Raw genomic sequence first — 16,473 nt, 5'->3', positions numbered from 1 at the left:
ACATTGAATTTATGCTCATTATTGGAATTGCAGGAGGAACTGGAAGTGGGAAAACAACAGTAGTACACCAAATCATGAATGAATTGCCGGATACTGAAGTTGGCGTAATCTCTCAGGATTCATACTACAAGGAAACCCATAATTTATCTTTTGACGAAAGAGCATTAATCAATTTTGATCATCCAAGATCTATTGATTTTGAATTGTTAGAAAAACACCTTAAAGCTTTAAAAGCTGGCGAAACAATTGATCAGCCTGTATATTCATTTATTCAGCACAACAGAACTGATGATACCGTTTCAACACATCCCCGAAAAGTAATGATTGTAGAAGGTATTTTAATTTTAACCAATCCCGAATTACGTGAGCTTTTTGATATCAAAATTTATGTTCATGCCGATTCCGACGAAAGATTAGTTCGCCGTTTAAAACGTGATATTTCAGAACGCGGACGAGATATCGACGAGGTTTTAACACGTTATCAAAACACATTAAAACCTATGCATGAGCAATTTATCGAACCTTCAAAAGCTTTTGCTGACATTATAATTCCAAACGACAAATATAATACCGTAGCAATTGACGTAGTTCGTGCCGTAATTAATCAGCGAATTTCATAATTTTTATTGTAAATTTATTCCAGAAAAGTAAGGAGCTATTTCCCGCTTTCGCCTTTATCTTTTTATGGCAGAAAAAGCCATAAAAAGTATACCGGCTCTATCGGGGCTAAAAACACAAATCATATTCAAATGAAAAATCCATATAAAGATAAAAAATGGTTCAAATTTCTGGGCAATAAATATGTTTGGGTTTTACTCTTTTTTGTAGTATGGATGTTGTTTTTAGATAATTATTCCTATTTCGACCATCGGTTTTTAAATGACCAGATCAATGAACTTGAAGACAATAAAACTTATTATAAGGAAGAAATAAAAAAAGATCAGGAACAAATCAAACAGCTCAAAAACCCTGAACAGATTGAAAAATATGCCCGCGAAAAATACTTCATGAAAAAAGACAGCGAAGACATATACATTATCAAATTTGAAGGAGATACAATTCAGGAAAAGAATAATTAGAAAAACATCCAATGGCCACTACCCTATTCGACGATTTTAATCCGATTTCATCCAAACAATGGAAACAAAAAATTCAGTTTGAGTTGGATGGAGCCGATTACAACAAAACCGTAATCTGGAATTCTCCCGAAGATATTCAGGTAAAACCATTTTACCATTACGATGACGATTCTAAAACTGCTCCGGTAAAAACACAAGTTTCAAATTTTAAAATTTGCCAAAACATATTTGTCTATGATCTCGAAAAATCGATTCAAAGAGCCATTAATACTTTGGAAAGAGGTGCAGAAAGCCTACGCTTTACAATTCAAAACGAGACAATCGACATTCAAAAATTATTAGAAAATCTTACTTTAGAAAACCGAATCGTTTACTTTAATTTGAATTTCATTTCAATCGATTTCGTAAAAAAACTAGATACTATTTCAATTCAAAAAAAAGCTATTTTTTATTGCAATTTAGATCCAATTGGCCATTTAGCCAGAGAAGGAAACTGGTTTGCGACATCTGATAAAAATAATTTTGAAACGCTCGAAAAGATTTCAAAAGCAACAGCAAATCTTTCCATATTAAGTATTGATTCAGGTCTCTACCAAAATGCCGGAGCCAATATAACACAGCAGATCGCATACAGTCTGGCACATGCAAACGAATATCTGAATCGCTTTCGGGACTTGACAAAACCAATTGTATTTCAGGTAGCCGCAGGAACTAATTATTTCTTTGAAATTGCAAAACTTCGTGCCTTGCGAATGCTTTTCAACTTAATTGCAGCCGAATACAATCCCGATTTAGAATGTCATTTACTAGTTACACCCACCAAACGCAATAAAACCATATACGATTACAATGTCAACATGCTTCGTACCACAACAGAATGTATGTCGGCAATATTAGGAGGCGCTGATACTGTTGCAAATTTACCTTACGATTCCCTGTACCACAAAGACAATGAATTTGGCGACCGGATTGCAAGAAATCAATTATTGATTTTAAAACATGAAAGTTATTTTGATAAAGTGGATAATCCTGCTGATGGAAGTTATTATATTGAAAGTTTAACCATTCAACTAGCCGAAAAAAGTCTGGCTTTATTTAAAGATATTGAAGCCAATGGAGGTTTTTTAAAACTTTTGAATGACGGAGCCATCAAAAAGAAAATTCAGGAAAGCGCCGATAAAGAACAGGAATTATTCGATACTCAAAAAGAAGTTTTATTAGGCACGAATAAATATCCAAATCCGGAAGACAAAATGAAACACGATTTAGAATTATTTCCTTTTGTGAAAATAAAGCCCCGAAAAACATTAATTACACCCATTATAGAAAAAAGATTAGCTGAAAAGCAGGAACAGGAACGCTTAGAACAAGAATAATGGGAGTTTATTTTATTGTTTTTTGGATATTATCATTAATTATGATAATTACTTGTTTAATCTATTTTACTATTGGGATTACATATAAAAACTATAAAAAGATTTTTATAGCAACCACTGCTTTACTGTTAGGAATATTATTTTATTATTTACCTTATTATATAGTAATTAATAATTTGATTAATGGACTTAAAAATCTTCATTAGTTATCCATATAAAAATGAGAAAAGACCTTAGACATATCAAGATAGATGTTAAAAGTGAGACGTTAGACGAACTGACGCATAACTCTGAACGTATAACTCAAAACTTTACCACAGCAGAAGGAATCGAAATCAAAAAAAACTATTCTGAAAAAGATATTGAAGAATTGGATTTTTTAGATTTTGGGGCAGGTTTTGCACCAAACTTGCGAGGTCCTTACGCAACTATGTATGTGAGAAAACCATGGACAATTCGTCAATATGCAGGATTTTCAACTGCAGAAGAAAGCAATGCTTTTTACAGACGAAATTTAGCCGCCGGACAAAAAGGATTATCCATTGCTTTTGATTTGCCAACACATCGGGGCTACGATTCAGATCATGAAAGGGTTGTGGGAGATGTAGGGAAAGCGGGTGTAGCTATTGATTCTGTTGAAGACATGAAAGTGCTTTTTGATCAGATTCCATTAGATGAAATGTCGGTATCGATGACTATGAATGGCGCTGTTTTACCCATCATGGCTTTTTATATCGTTGCAGCAGAAGAACAGGGAGTTGCTACCGAAAAACTTTCAGGAACCATACAAAACGATATTTTAAAAGAGTTCATGGTTCGTAATACCTATATTTATCCGCCAACGCCATCTATGAAAATCATTGCCGATATTTTTGCATTTACAAGCAAAAAAATGCCAAAATTCAATTCTATCTCAATTTCAGGCTACCACATGCAGGAAGCAGGTGCAACAGCTCATATTGAACTGGCTTATACACTCGCAGATGGTTTAGAATACATCAGAACGGGATTATCAACAGGAATGACTATTGATGAATTTGCCCCCAGATTATCATTTTTTTGGGCTATAGGTATGAATCATTTTATGGAAATTGCTAAAATGAGAGCCGGAAGAATGATTTGGGCAAAATTGGTAAAACAATTCAATCCAAAAAGTGATAAATCATTAATTTTAAGAACGCACTGCCAGACAAGTGGGTGGAGTTTAACAGAACAGGATCCTTTTAATAATGTAACCCGAACTTGTATCGAAGCTTCCGCAGCTGTCTTTGGAGGAACACAATCATTACACACCAATGCTCTTGATGAAGCAATTGCCTTACCAACAGACTTTTCTGCAAGAATCGCGCGTAACACTCAGATTTTTTTACAGGAAGAAACTAAAATAACCAAAACAGTAGATCCCTGGGCAGGAAGTTATTATATCGAAAGCCTTACCAATGAAATGGTAGAGAAAACCTGGAAGCTTATTGAAGAAGTAGAAGAATTGGGCGGAATGACAAAAGCCATTGAAACCGGAATTCCAAAACTTAGAATTGAAGAGGCTGCTGCAAAAAAACAAGCAAGAATTGACAGCGGACAAGATATTATTGTAGGCGTAAATAAATTTAGATTAGAAAAAGAAGATCCTTTGCACATTTTAGATGTAGATAACCAAATGGTTCGAAAACAGCAAATTGAACGTCTATCAACAATAAAAACAATCAGAAATACTGAAAAAGTAAACCAATCACTCGAAAAATTAATTCATTGTGCTAAATCCGGCCAGGGAAATTTACTGGAAATTGCTATTGAAGCTGCGAGAAACAGAGCAACTTTAGGTGAAATCAGTAATGCTCTCGAAAGTGTTTTTGGCAGGTTCAAAGCACAAATAAAATCTATTAGTGGCGTGTATAGTGCAGCAATTAAAAACGATGAAAATTTTGAAAAAGCGAAGCAGTTAGCTGACGTTTTTGCAAAACAAGAAGGAAGACGCCCGAGAATCATGATTGCCAAAATGGGGCAAGACGGACACGATAGGGGCGCAAAAGTAGTAGCAACAGGCTACGCTGATGTAGGTTTTGATGTTGATATCGGACCGTTATTTCAGACTCCGTCTGAAGCCGCAAAACAAGCTGTTGAAAATGACGTTCATATTTTAGGCATTTCATCATTGGCAGCAGGTCACAAAACATTAGTTCCACAAGTGATTGAAGAACTTAAAAAACACGGCCGTGAAGACATTATGGTTATTGTTGGAGGTGTAATTCCTTCTCAGGACTATCAATATTTATTTGATGCCGGAGCAATTGCCGTTTTTGGACCTGGTACAAAAATTAGTGAAGCAGCAATCAAAATCTTAGAAATATTAATTGATTAGAAGAAAATTAAATGCATAAAAAAATCCCGATATATTCGGGATTTTTTTATGCATTTAATTCTTAATCGTTAATTGTTGCGTTACTATCTGCCTCAATATAAGAGAGGTCGTAACCTCCAAAGGCTTTCATATAACTTCTTAATGAAGTGCCGTAAGCATCCCTAAAATGCCTGTTTCCTTTGTTTTTGAAGAAGTTTTTTACAGAACCTGCACCTCCTAAATGGGCTGCTGCTAAAATTCCTGATTCGGTAATTTCAACTCCATTGATGGTTTTGCCTTCATACTTATGAATTTCACGACGCAAAATCCATTTATTTTTAGAAAGCAAAGCGATAAATGCTTTTTCTTGTAAAGCAGGATTTTTTAAAAATGCTTTTTCATTGTGAACACCTACAGATCTTAAAGTTTGGGATCCAAATTGGTATTTACCCATGTACCCAATAGAATTTACTTTTCGGTATTTTCCCTGAGATTCTTTAAAAGCAACTGCTTCTTTGAAACCAATAAAATGATTTCCGGTGTATGGGACATTTAAATTAGGATAATCATCCTCTTCTTGTGATGGAAAAATGTATTCTGATCCATCTGTTTTTTCTGTTAAAAACCAGGACTTGGTCTCCCGGTTAAAGGGTTTGAAACCCAAACTTAAAAATGTAATAATAACGACTAAACCCGCATAAAAATACCATTTCTTTATCATAAATTGTTTTTCTTCAAAACGCTGTCACCTTTTTGAAATTTCTACGATGCAAAGTTAAGAAATTAAAAACAACACTGATAATCAACGAATTATCATTTTTAAAAATAAATCAAATGTCCTTTAAGCCCTTTATTGGCGGTATATTCAAGCGTTGGAGCCGGAATTTTAATTGTGTTAAAAATGGAAAAAACAGTTTTTAAAAAATGCGATTTTGTGTTAATTTTAGCTAAATTGACATCAAAAGAAAGATAAATCTGACGAAAATTTTCTACTTTTTGCCCCAAAACAAGATTTTCATTTTTATTATTTCCGGATAGCATTGCTTCACCTCCATATCCTAAAGCTACATTTAACCATTTCGGAATTTTTGTTTCTTTAGCAAAAGAATACAGGTTTACAGATAGCCAATAAGTCTGTCCATTGTAATCTTTTAAAATCTGTTCATTAAGTGAACTTCCAAGTTTATCAGGATTTTGTTTTGCGTAGTGAGTAGTATGAAAGGAAAATTTAGGTGTAATTCGCTGTTCTTTCCAGAGTAACTCCTGAGAAACATATAAAGCAGTTCCCGCTGCATTAGCAATTAAATCCCCTGAAGACGCACCCCATTCTGCAGAATATCCATCTAAAACTTCAACAGCAGTAAGAAAAACAAAACCAATACCAGCTCCGTAAATCAATTGATTTTTAGAACTTGCTCCGCTCCAATTAAGGGCTTCAGCACCAAACCTTCCTAAATGATAAGCAGAATAAAAATGTCCAACTTTATCCATTTGAAGCCATTCATCATTATCATTTATAAAATGAAAATCAGATTTGGCATAATCTGCATACCAAATCTGATTCAAACCAATTAACGTAGCCGAAGCCAGAGTAGCTTCAGATATGATAACAGTATTTTGTCTTCTTTTATTTAAAGTATCCGAAGGCTCTAAAAAAGTTTCGATTTTACTTTGGGCTTCAATAGCCTGAAAGCTCAAAAAAGATAAAACCAATAAAAAAAATGGAAATTTAAAATTCAAAACTATCTTGTTACGCCCTGACTGGCAATCCAGTCTGAATATTTTTTTGCATTAATGGTGTGCTGTTCATAAGATGAAGCAAATTCATGATAGCCAAAACGATCGATACTGGCGCAGAAATAGATATAATCGTGTTTCTCAGGAGCTAAAACAGCTTCCACTGCAGTTATATCCGGCATCGCAATTGGTCCTGGAGGAAGTCCTATATTTACATAAGTATTATAAGGAGATCTCATAATCAAATCGTTATAAAATACTCTTTTGATAACCTGATCGAAATTATTGTCACGTAATTTTAAAGCATAAATCACTGTTGGATCAGCTTGTAAAGGCATTTCTAAACGCAAACGATTTAAATAAACACCTGCAATTCTTGGTCTTTCATCTTTTTTAACGGATTCTTTATGTACAATAGAAGCTAAAATTGTAGCCTGAACTGGTGTTAGTCCTTGTTTTTTAGCTTTTTCAATTCTTTCTGCTGTCCAGAAATTGTGGTATTCCTTAATCATCTTATCACGGAATTTTACTGCAGAAGTATTCCAGTACACTTCATAAGTATTTGGAATAAACATGGCAAAAACATTTTCTTCATTAAAGCCATTTTGTTTTAAGAAAGTAGAATCTTTAATTGCTTTCAAAAGTGATAAACTATCAGCTTCTATTTGAGAACCTATTCTTCCTGCAAAATTCTCTAAGCGTTCCTGATTATTAAAAGCCAGTTTAACCGGAACATTAGAACGCATTGCACGAACTAAATCAATATTGTTCATATCTTTTTTAAGTAAAAAACGACCTGATTTTACATTTTCAGGATAGCTGCGTTTACTGGCTACCATTTCAAAATTGTCGAAATTCTTAATATAAGGTTCTAATATTTTTTTGACATCTGCATAAGTCGCATCAGTAGGGACATAAACATAAAGTTCTTTTTCTTCAAATTTAGTATTGGCACTAAAAATTTTGCTAATTAAAATAAATCCGTAAATCATCAAAACTGAAATAACGGCTACGGCAACTATCGTGATAATCTTTTTTAATTTCAAAGTTTAAAATTTAAATTTGTTTGTTAATTAACTGAAAAATTGCTTCGTCCTGATACTGTCCATTTAGCAAGATCCAATCTTTTTTAATTCCTGTTTGCTCAAAGCCAAATTTAGTAAAAAGAGCTATACTTGCTACATTTCCTACACTAATATTTGCATACAATTGATGTAAATTTAAATTGTAAAAAGAATATTTAATTAATAACTCTAAAGCCTCAGAACCAATGTTTTGATTTCTATTTTCCTTGTTTTGAATTACAATACCAACCCCTGCCCTGTTATTTTTAGGGTCAAATTCAAATAAATCGATCAATCCTATGGCCGGAAAATCTTCATCCTGACAAATCGCCAGACGCAATTGTTTAGCCTCATAAATATCTTGTTGAGCATTTTCAAGATATTGTCTAATTAAGTAACGGCTATAGGGCGTATTAGTATTGCTGACTTCCCAAATGTTCTGATCGTTTTCCATAGCATATACAAATTCTAAATCATTAGGTTCTAATGCGCGTAGATAGATAGTTTTGCCTTTGAGAGTTATCATTACAACTTCAGATTTCTGGAAAATTAAATTTCGATTGTCCCTTTAAAAACAAATTTTGCCGGACCAATTAAAAAAACATTCATAAAATGTTCTCCTAATTTATCAAAAGAAACCGCCAGTTTTCCACCTTCAACATTTATATCAATCGAAGTTTTATCTGTTTGACCTGTTGCATTCATAGCAATTGCAACAGCTGTTGCACCGGTTCCGCAAGCTAACGTTTCATCTTCTACTCCTCTTTCGTAAGTTCGAAGTGAAAATTCAGAATCATTTATTTTTTTTACAAAATTGATATTGCTTCCCTTTTGTCCGTACAATTCTCCGTAGCGAAGTGCAGCTCCGTTTTCTTTTACATTATAATGTTCCAAATCATCTACAATTTGTACATGATGAGGCGAACCGGTGTTTAAAAAAGTATATGATTCTTTCTTTTGAACTTCATCAACATCAATCATCTGCAATGAAACAATTGAATCATCATTTACTGTTGCATGATGTAAACCATCTGTAGCAATAAAAGTGGTTTTATTTTCGATAACTCCCAATTGATTAGCAAACGCCACTAAACAACGACCTCCGTTACCACACATTGAACTTTCGTTACCATCTGAATTATAATAAACCATTCTGAAATCAGTTTCTGAATCATTCTCCAGTAAAATAAGTCCGTCAGCACCAATTCCGAAACGTCTGTCGCATAAACGTTCCACAAGTTTTATATCTTCTTTTGGAAAGAAACCTGAACGATTGTCAATCATTACAAAATCGTTTCCGGTGCCCTGATATTTATAAAATTCTATTTGCATTTCTGTTGGATTATAAAATACAAAAGTACGAACTATTAATTAACCATTTATTGTAATTTGTTAAATCATCTTGCACTAAATGACTTCGAAAAATTTAATGTTAAAATTTTAATATTATTTATCCCAATATCACAATTTTAGAATTATAAAACAAATCATCTCATTTAAACCCTTTAATTTCAGACTCAATATGTTAAATAGCATCATTTTTAACACACTATTAATTAATAAAATGTTAATCACTGTTAAAGAGCGTTAAACCATTTTTCAAAATAATTTTTTCCTTTAATTTTACGTTAGTAACTTAAACATAAATCCTAATTATGAAAAGATTTTCAAGCTTATTTTTAGTGTCATTATTGAGTGGTGCTACTACTCTTGGTGCTTACAAATTATTATTTGACGGCAGCAGTTCTTTATTGGGAAGAGAAAATTCTGTTGTTACTCTTGCCCCAAATTCATTTGGCAGAAATGTTGGTCTGGCTGCCGAAACAGTAGATTTTACTGAAGCTGCTGATAAAACAATTCATACTGTTGTTCACGTTAAAAATGTTTCCCGCAGAACTGTTAGTAATCCTATGATGGAATTTTTCTATGGCTACGGTGGAGGACAACAGCAGGAACAGGTTGGAACAGGTTCCGGAGTTATAATTTCTGAAGATGGTTACATTGTAACCAACAATCATGTTATTAAAGACGCAACCGAAATTGAAATTACATTAAACAATAAAAAATCATATAAAGCAAAACTAATTGGAACAGATTCCAAAATGGATATTGCTTTATTGAAAATTGATGCCAACGAAAAATTGCCTTACACTGCTTTTGCAAATTCTGATAGTGTAAAGGTTGGAGAATGGGTTTTAGCCGTTGGAAATCCTTATAACTTAACTTCGACTGTTACAGCCGGGATTGTTTCGGCGAAAGCCAGAAATTTAGACACCAGCGGAATCCAGTCCTTTATTCAGACCGATGCCGCCGTAAACCCTGGAAATAGTGGCGGAGCATTAGTTAATACCCGTGGAGAATTAATCGGGATTAATACTATGATTTCTTCAATGACCGGATCATATGTTGGGTATTCTTTTGCTGTTCCATCAAACAATGCCCGTAAAATTGTTGAAGATATTATGGAATTCGGAAATGTACAAAGAGGAATTTTGGGTGTTGAAGGTGGCGAATTAAATAGCAATGCTTCCAAAGAATTAGGTATTTCTGAAACACAGGGCTTTTATATCAATAAGGTTACCCCTAAATCCGGAGCTCAAAAAGCGGGTCTTACAAAAGGTGACATCATTGTAAAATTAGACAATCAGAATATTTCGACTTTTGCCGATCTTTCTGGCTATATCAATACCAAAAGACCAAATGATATTGTACAGGTAACCTATATTCGAGAAGGAAAATCTAAAGTTGTTCCGGTAACATTAAGCAAAAATGAGTTTTTTAGTGCCGAGTTTAAAGGAATCGAATTAGAAGACATTACTGGTACCGATAAAAAGAAGTTCAGAATTGATTATGGTGTAAAAATCAAAAACATTACAAATGAAAATTTGATGCAGTACCAAAATGAATTGCAGGGCAGTATTATTTTAAGCATTGACAACATAAAAGCTACAAATGTTGAAACTGTTTCTAAACTTTTAAATAAAAAAGACGAAGGTCAAAGCGTCCGAATTGAAATGATAAATAAAAACGGAGAAATCTTTAGAATTATCATTTAAAACACTTACATATAAGTTTCAAACTGAAACTAAATTACCCAAAGCCATCTTAAAAAAATTAAGGTGGCTTTTTTTTGTTTTAAAAAATAAATCACAAAATAGCTTACGAAATCGATTGAAATAAGTAGTTTTGCGCAAAATTTTAAAATAGTGAGCGTTTTATTTTTTTAATTCAGTCAATTATGAACAACAAAACTTTGTACCAAAAAGAAGTATCCCTACAAGTCGACCGAAGAAGAGCCGGAGTCGAATTAATTAAAGTCATCAGTGATTTATGGTATGACAAATCCATCGAAATGGTTTTATTTAAAAATCAATTACTGGATAAAAATGTCAGTGACATTATCAACTTGCATCAATATGCAGGAGAATTCGTCGGCAAGCCAATTAGCATTTTTGATTCTGTTGAAATTGCAAAGGTCATTTTATCATTAGATTTTCCACCTGCTAAATTAGATCTTGGAAAATTGACTTATGAATATCAGCTGGAAGAAGAAAAATATCCGGATGCCAGATATTTTGTAATGGATAAATTAAAAAAAGCCAAATCATCTAAAGAAATTCAGCCTAAAGATGTCGTTCTGTATGGCTTTGGAAGAATTGGACGTTTATTGGCAAGAGAACTAATGTCAAAAACCGGAAAAGGAAACCAGTTGCGCCTGAGAGCAATTGTGACCCGGGATAAAATAGATGCAGTGCTTTTAGAGAAAAGAGCTTCTTTATTGAGGCATGATTCAATTCACGGAAATATCCAGGGTTCAGTGACAGCAGACTCCAAAAATAATGCTTTGATTATTAACGGAACTACAGTAAACATAATCAACGCAAATTCGCCTGAAGAAATAGATTATACACAATACGGAATTAATGATGCACTTGTCATTGACAACAGTGGAGCTTTTACATCTGAAGAAGCTTTAAAAAAACATTTAATTTCAAAAGGAGTCAGTAAAGTATTGTTGACGGCACCCGGAAAAGGGGTTCCAAATATTGTATATGGCGTAAACCATAATGAATACAATCCGGATGAGACAGCTATTTTTTCGGCAGCATCATGTACTACAAATGCTATAACTCCTATTTTAAAAGTTATTGAAGATAGTTTAGGGATTGCAAAAGGCCATCTGGAAACTATTCACGCCTATACAAACGATCAGAATCTTGTTGATAATATGCACAAAAAATACCGTCGTGGAAGAGCTGCAGCCTTAAACATGGTTATTACTGAAACAGGAGCAGGAAATGCAGTCGCAAAAGCAATTCCGTCACTTGAAGGAAAACTGACTTCAAATGCTATTAGGGTTCCGGTACCAAACGGATCTTTGGTAGTTGTAAACTTAGAAGTTAAAAAAGCAACCTCAATGACTGCTGTAAATAAAATAATGAAGAAATATGCCTTAGAAGGCGAATTAGTGGAACAAATTAAATACTCATTGAACAATGAACTCGTTTCATCCGACATTGTTGGAACTTCTGCGCCTGCAATTTATGACAGTAATGCAACTATCGTTTCTAAAGACGGAAAAAATATCATTCTTTATATTTGGTATGACAATGAATACGGCTATAGCCATCAGGTCATACGTTTAGCAAAGTATATTGCAAAAGTTAGGAGATTCACTTACTATTAATATAAAAACCAAAACCAACCATTTCTTAAACCATCAGAATTTTTCTGGTGGTTTTTGTTTTAAATAGGAAGTACGGTTGTGCTCTTTACTTCAGAAATTACAAACACAGTATTAATTAATGAGACTTCAGATAAAACAGATAATTTCTTTTGATGAAAATGATGATAACTTTCCATATCCGGAATGATAATTTTCAGCATATAATCAAAATTTCCCGAAACATAATTACACTCTACCACTTCAGGCATATTTAAAATCGACTGGTTAAAACCTTCAGATGTGTCATAAGTCTGTTTTGTTAAGGTTACCTGACAATAAACAGTTAGATTATTCCCTAATTTTTTCTTGTTTAAAATTGAAACATATTTCTCTATAACACCTTCTTTCTCAAGACGTTTAACCCGATCATGAACTGGTGTTAATGACAAATTTATTTTGTTTGCAATGTCTTTCAGTGTATAATGAGCATTTTCCTGTAAAAGACGTAAGATTTTTTTATCAATTTCATCTAAAGCCATAACGAAAACGTTTTCTATAATTAATCCAAATCAGTCATTTTTTCTTTTTAAAGAAATAAAAAGGAATCCGTAAAGAATATTTTTCTGTAAAAATAGAAAATAAAATAATATTTTCTTATTTAAATCATTATTATCAATAATAAATTCTCTATCAATAAATTTGTAACACAAACTCAATAAAAAACAAAAATCATAACAAAATGATAATAGGTGTTCCAAAAGAAATTAAGAATAATGAAAACCGTGTTGCTTTAACTCCTGCAGGAGTTTCTGAAATGAAAAAACACGGACATACAGTTTATGTTCAGTCTACTGCCGGTTTAGGAAGTGGTTTTGCTGATGAAGAATATATTCAAGCTGGTGCTTTAGTTTTACCAACTATTGAAGACGTTTATGCAATTGCAGAAATGATTATCAAAGTAAAAGAACCAATTGCTTCTGAATATCCTTTGATAAAAAAGGATCAATTACTTTTCACTTATTTTCACTTTGCATCTTCAGAAGAATTAACTCATGCAATGCTTGAAAAAGGAGCGGTTTGTTTAGCTTATGAGACTGTAGAAAAGACTGACCGAAGCTTGCCTTTATTAGTTCCAATGTCTGAAGTTGCAGGACGTATGGCGATTCAGCAAGGAGCAAAATATCTTGAAAAACCATTAAAAGGAAGAGGAATTCTTTTAGGCGGCGTACCAGGCGTTCCTCCTGCAAAAGTTTTAGTCTTAGGTGGAGGAATCGTAGGAACTCAGGCTGCAAAAATGGCTGCTGGTTTAGGTGCTCAGGTAACCATTATGGATTTAAGCTTGCCACGTTTACGTCAATTAGATGATATTATGCCGGCAAATGTAAATACAGAAATGTCAAACCACTACAATATTACAAGAGCTATTAAAGACGCTGATTTAATTGTTGGAGCGGTTTTAATTCCAGGAGCGAAAGCTCCTCACTTAATTACACGTGATATGCTAAAATTAATGCGCCCTGGTACTGTTGTTGTTGACGTGGCTGTAGATCAGGGAGGTTGTATCGAAACCTGTACACCAACAACTCACGAAAATCCAACTTTTATTATTGATGATATTGTTCACTACTGCGTAGCAAATATGCCGGGAGCTGTTCCTTATACATCTACTTTAGCTTTAACAAATGCTACTTTGCCTTACGCTGTACAATTAGCAAATAAAGGCTGGGAAAAAGCTTGTAATGAAAACGAAGAATTGAAAAAAGGCTTGAACATCGCAAACGGAAAAATCCTTTACAAAGGAGTTGCCGAAGCATGGAATCTTCCTTTCAATGAAGAATTAGCACTAACAAACGCATAGTTATTACTAAGATAGTGTTTACTAATTCACACGAAAAAATGCTTTTCAAAAAACTGAAAAGCATTTTTTTTTTGCATAAAAAAACCTGTCTTTAAAGACAGGTATAAATTTATATCTAAAATATTATTTTTCATCCAAAACTTCCTGCATTACTTTAGCTTCTGTTCCATTAGGAAAAGTAACTTTTATTTTTTGAGCAATGGTTGGTGCAATTTCAGTAATCGCCTTTTTATCATAAGATTCGCCTTTTTTAATATGCCAACCATAAAAAATTGCTGGCACATGGGTATCGTAAGTGTAAGCCGTTCCGTGTGAAGTACCAGTTGGTAAATATTCAATAACGCCTGGTTTACCAATTAAAACCATATCACCATCCTGTGTTACATCATATCCTTTTGCTACGAAATTCAAATAATAATCATTTCCTGAATTAGCTAAAATTTCTTCTTCAGTATATACTTTTTTAACCTGTGGTAACGAAATCAAAAATTCTTTAAATGCTTGTTTTACTTTTACTAAATCTAAACCTTTATCTTTAATAATCTGTTTATTGAAGAAGATATTAAAATTAGAATAATTCAAAAGTAAATCTACTCCAAATGTTTTCACAGAGAAATCCTGCAAACTCTTTCTAAAATCTTTTGACGGATAATTATCAACATCATATTTCCTGTCTTTCAAGTAAATAACATTCTCTGCTCCTGCATGATCAGCGGTTAAGAACAGTAAATAATTATTTTTTCCTACCGTTTTATCCAGATAAGCTAAAAAATCAGCTATCGTTTGGTCTAGCCGCAAATAAGTATCCTGAAGTTCCATTGAACGTGGCCCTAATAAATGGCCAACATAATCAGTAGAAGAGAAACTCACCGTCAGGAAATCCGTAATATTATCTTTACCCAACTCTTCTTTTTCAATTGCTTTTTTTGCAAAATCCGCTAATAAATCATTTCCATAAGGAGTAGATCTCAAAATTCCGGCATCATTTTTCTCATACATTGTTTTCAGGTCATACGGAAAAACAGGAGCAGAACTGCCATATAATTTCCCTTCATAAGGATTATCATCCGGAAGGCTTTCATTGTAAGTTGAAGCAGGTTTATACAAATCCCAACCCTTATTTATGTATTTCAGATAATTTTTCTCATTATTAAATTCGGATACCCATTCTGGTAATTTTTCTCCATAAAAAGTACTGGAAATAAAAGAACCTGTTTTACTGTACCAAAAAGCCCAATTAGCAAAATGCCCAGCTGGTAAAATGGCACCACGATCTTTAAGGCTCATTCCAATAACTTTTCCCTGAAAATTTGTAGCCATTCTAACTTCGTCAGTAATGGTTGTACTTTGCAGGTTTTTTGGAGACATTTCTCCTTCATCTGCAGTTCCGTTTCCAACTGTTTTTACAGAAGCATCATCTGTGCAATACATTTGCTTTCCAAGAGTTCTGCTAAACCATTCATTTCCTACAATCCCATGTGTTGCAGGTGTAGTACCAGTATAAATTGATGCATGACCCGGAGCTGTATATGTAGGCACATAATTATAATGCATATTTTGAAAAGTATATCCATTATTCATTAATCTTTTAAATCCGTTTGGAGAAAAATCATTCGAAAATCGATATAAATATTCCATTTTCATCTGATCAACTACAATTCCAACAACCAGCTTAGGACGTTGTTGAGCAGCTAGATTTGAAATAACAAATAGCACCAACAATACAATACTTTTTTTCATAGTCAACTTATAAATATTTAAAGCAAAAATACAGATTCGTATCTGGAAAGGCTAAACATACATAAATTTAAAATTAAAATTGATCAAAATTTAACAGAAGTATAAAACTCTTTTTAGCGTTTCTCTACGGGGCGGGCTTTACGGTGTATCTTTCGTTCAGGCAGTTTTGGTATGATACAGGAATATAAGGGCTCACAAAAGGATTCCCCTTGCATCCCTAGCGCAGTATGGAACATCGGGAAGCTTCAGTTTTTAAGCAAGTAATTTCATTAAGAAAAAAAAAACTCCAATCAGCCATAGCCAATTGGAGTTTTCAGTACTCAGAGCGGGACTTGAACCCGCACGGACATTGCTGTCCACTGGATTTTAAGTCCAGCGTGTCTACCAATTTCACCATCCGAGCATTCTTGTGGTACCTCCAGGGATCGAACCAGGGACACATGGATTTTCAGTCCATTGCTCTACCATCTGAGCTAAGGTACCTCATTTAAAACAAAAAACCCTATCCATAAGAATAGGGTTTTCAAAGAAAGGCGACGACATACTCTCCCACATAATTGCAGTACCATCTGCGCAGGCGGGCTTAACTTCTCTGTTCGGGATGGGAAGAGGTGA

The 16,473-nt window shown here is 33.7% G+C and carries 14 protein-coding genes, 2 tRNA genes and 1 rRNA gene; 7 read left to right on the top strand and 10 right to left on the bottom strand.

The genetic code is table 11. The features are described 5' to 3' along the window. Nucleotides 1-11 precede the first annotated feature (11 nt). From udk to scpA, 4 genes are all read left to right on the top strand, one after another. A complete protein-coding gene (udk, locus tag DMB68_RS00090) occupies nt 12-620 on the top strand; it encodes a uridine kinase (protein ID WP_110344667.1) in 609 nt (202 codons plus the stop codon). A gap of 129 nt (nt 621-749) precedes the next feature. Next, nucleotides 750-1,079, top strand: coding sequence for an FtsB family cell division protein (locus DMB68_RS00085; RefSeq protein ID WP_196783667.1), 330 nt, complete (start codon nt 750-752; stop codon nt 1,077-1,079). 11 nt (nt 1,080-1,090) lie between these two features. Further along, a complete protein-coding gene (locus DMB68_RS00080) occupies nt 1,091-2,455 on the top strand; it encodes a methylmalonyl-CoA mutase subunit beta (protein ID WP_110344665.1) in 1,365 nt (454 codons plus the stop codon). A 220-nt stretch (nt 2,456-2,675) separates the two neighbouring features. Next, entirely contained in the window at nt 2,676-4,814 is a 2,139-nt protein-coding gene (gene scpA / locus DMB68_RS00070) for a methylmalonyl-CoA mutase (protein ID WP_110344663.1), read from the top strand. A gap of 61 nt (nt 4,815-4,875) precedes the next feature. On the opposite strand, the gene DMB68_RS00065 is transcribed toward scpA, so the two are convergent. The 5 genes from DMB68_RS00065 to dapF form a co-directional block, all read right to left on the bottom strand. After that, nucleotides 4,876-5,514: a peptidoglycan-binding protein LysM gene (locus DMB68_RS00065; RefSeq protein ID WP_110344662.1), complete on the bottom strand. Its 639-nt coding sequence runs from the start codon at nt 5,512-5,514 to the stop codon at nt 4,876-4,878. Between the two features lie 98 nt (nt 5,515-5,612). Then, the gene (locus DMB68_RS00060) at nt 5,613-6,533 is read right to left on the bottom strand and encodes a DUF2279 domain-containing protein (protein WP_110344661.1); all 921 of its coding nucleotides are present in this window, start codon (nt 6,531-6,533) and stop codon (nt 5,613-5,615) included. Between the two features lie 2 nt (nt 6,534-6,535). After that, nucleotides 6,536-7,576, bottom strand: coding sequence for an endolytic transglycosylase MltG (gene mltG, locus DMB68_RS00055; RefSeq protein WP_110344660.1), 1,041 nt, complete (start codon nt 7,574-7,576; stop codon nt 6,536-6,538). A gap of 10 nt (nt 7,577-7,586) precedes the next feature. Next, nucleotides 7,587-8,120, bottom strand: a complete 534-nt coding sequence (locus tag DMB68_RS00050) for a GNAT family N-acetyltransferase (RefSeq protein WP_110344659.1) — start codon at nt 8,118-8,120, stop codon at nt 7,587-7,589. Between the two features lie 23 nt (nt 8,121-8,143). After that, the gene (gene dapF, locus DMB68_RS00045; RefSeq protein ID WP_110344658.1) at nt 8,144-8,926 is read right to left on the bottom strand and encodes a diaminopimelate epimerase; all 783 of its coding nucleotides are present in this window, start codon (nt 8,924-8,926) and stop codon (nt 8,144-8,146) included. Between the two features lie 323 nt (nt 8,927-9,249). On the opposite strand from dapF, the gene DMB68_RS00040 reads away from it, so the two are divergent. After that, nucleotides 9,250-10,650, top strand: coding sequence for a trypsin-like peptidase domain-containing protein (locus DMB68_RS00040; protein ID WP_110344657.1), 1,401 nt, complete (start codon nt 9,250-9,252; stop codon nt 10,648-10,650). 182 nt (nt 10,651-10,832) lie between these two features. Next, nucleotides 10,833-12,281, top strand: a complete 1,449-nt coding sequence (locus DMB68_RS00035) for a glyceraldehyde-3-phosphate dehydrogenase (protein ID WP_110344656.1) — start codon at nt 10,833-10,835, stop codon at nt 12,279-12,281. 59 nt (nt 12,282-12,340) lie between these two features. On the opposite strand, the gene DMB68_RS00030 is transcribed toward DMB68_RS00035, so the two are convergent. Continuing rightward, nucleotides 12,341-12,799, bottom strand: a complete 459-nt coding sequence (locus DMB68_RS00030) for an Lrp/AsnC family transcriptional regulator (protein WP_110344655.1) — start codon at nt 12,797-12,799, stop codon at nt 12,341-12,343. A 200-nt stretch (nt 12,800-12,999) separates the two neighbouring features. On the opposite strand from DMB68_RS00030, the gene ald reads away from it, so the two are divergent. Then, nucleotides 13,000-14,118 carry an alanine dehydrogenase gene (ald, locus tag DMB68_RS00025; RefSeq protein WP_110344654.1) on the top strand — a complete coding sequence of 373 codons (1,119 nt, stop codon included), beginning with the start codon at nt 13,000-13,002 and terminating at the stop codon, nt 14,116-14,118. Between the two features lie 123 nt (nt 14,119-14,241). On the opposite strand, the gene pafA is transcribed toward ald, so the two are convergent. From pafA to rrf, 4 genes are all read right to left on the bottom strand, one after another. Next, complete coding sequence (gene pafA / locus DMB68_RS00020; protein ID WP_110344653.1) at nt 14,242-15,858, bottom strand: alkaline phosphatase PafA; 1,617 nt, start codon at nt 15,856-15,858, stop codon at nt 14,242-14,244. Nucleotides 15,859-16,175: 317 nt separating this feature from the next. After that, nucleotides 16,176-16,261 (bottom strand) — tRNA-Leu (locus DMB68_RS00015). A gap of 7 nt (nt 16,262-16,268) precedes the next feature. Further along, nucleotides 16,269-16,341 (bottom strand) — tRNA-Phe (locus DMB68_RS00010). Between the two features lie 45 nt (nt 16,342-16,386). Further along, nucleotides 16,387-16,473: ribosomal RNA gene (rrf, locus tag DMB68_RS00005) — 5S ribosomal RNA — on the bottom strand; the annotation flags it as partial.

It is taken from the genome of Flavobacterium hydrophilum (genome assembly GCF_003202405.1).
In the GTDB taxonomy this organism is placed as follows: domain Bacteria; phylum Bacteroidota; class Bacteroidia; order Flavobacteriales; family Flavobacteriaceae; genus Flavobacterium; species Flavobacterium hydrophilum.
The sequence above is the reverse complement of the archived record's forward strand: the minus strand, read 5'-3'. Positions and strand labels throughout refer to the sequence as shown.

Coding starts and splice junctions, on each gene's coding strand:
- DMB68_RS00035 (WP_110344656.1), top strand. CDS start 10,833: ATGAACAACAAAACTTTGTACCAAAAAGAAGTATCCCTACAAGTCGAC.
- DMB68_RS00050 (WP_110344659.1), bottom strand. CDS start 8,120: ATGATAACTCTCAAAGGCAAAACTATCTATCTACGCGCATTAGAACCT.
- DMB68_RS00030 (WP_110344655.1), bottom strand. CDS start 12,799: ATGGCTTTAGATGAAATTGATAAAAAAATCTTACGTCTTTTACAGGAA.
- DMB68_RS00065 (WP_110344662.1), bottom strand. CDS start 5,514: ATGATAAAGAAATGGTATTTTTATGCGGGTTTAGTCGTTATTATTACA.
- DMB68_RS00080 (WP_110344665.1), top strand. CDS start 1,091: ATGGCCACTACCCTATTCGACGATTTTAATCCGATTTCATCCAAACAA.
- scpA (WP_110344663.1), top strand. CDS start 2,676: ATGAGAAAAGACCTTAGACATATCAAGATAGATGTTAAAAGTGAGACG.
- DMB68_RS00040 (WP_110344657.1), top strand. CDS start 9,250: ATGAAAAGATTTTCAAGCTTATTTTTAGTGTCATTATTGAGTGGTGCT.
- dapF (WP_110344658.1), bottom strand. CDS start 8,926: ATGCAAATAGAATTTTATAAATATCAGGGCACCGGAAACGATTTTGTA.
- pafA (WP_110344653.1), bottom strand. CDS start 15,858: ATGAAAAAAAGTATTGTATTGTTGGTGCTATTTGTTATTTCAAATCTA.
- ald (WP_110344654.1), top strand. CDS start 13,000: ATGATAATAGGTGTTCCAAAAGAAATTAAGAATAATGAAAACCGTGTT.
- DMB68_RS00085 (WP_196783667.1), top strand. CDS start 750: ATGAAAAATCCATATAAAGATAAAAAATGGTTCAAATTTCTGGGCAAT.
- udk (WP_110344667.1), top strand. CDS start 12: ATGCTCATTATTGGAATTGCAGGAGGAACTGGAAGTGGGAAAACAACA.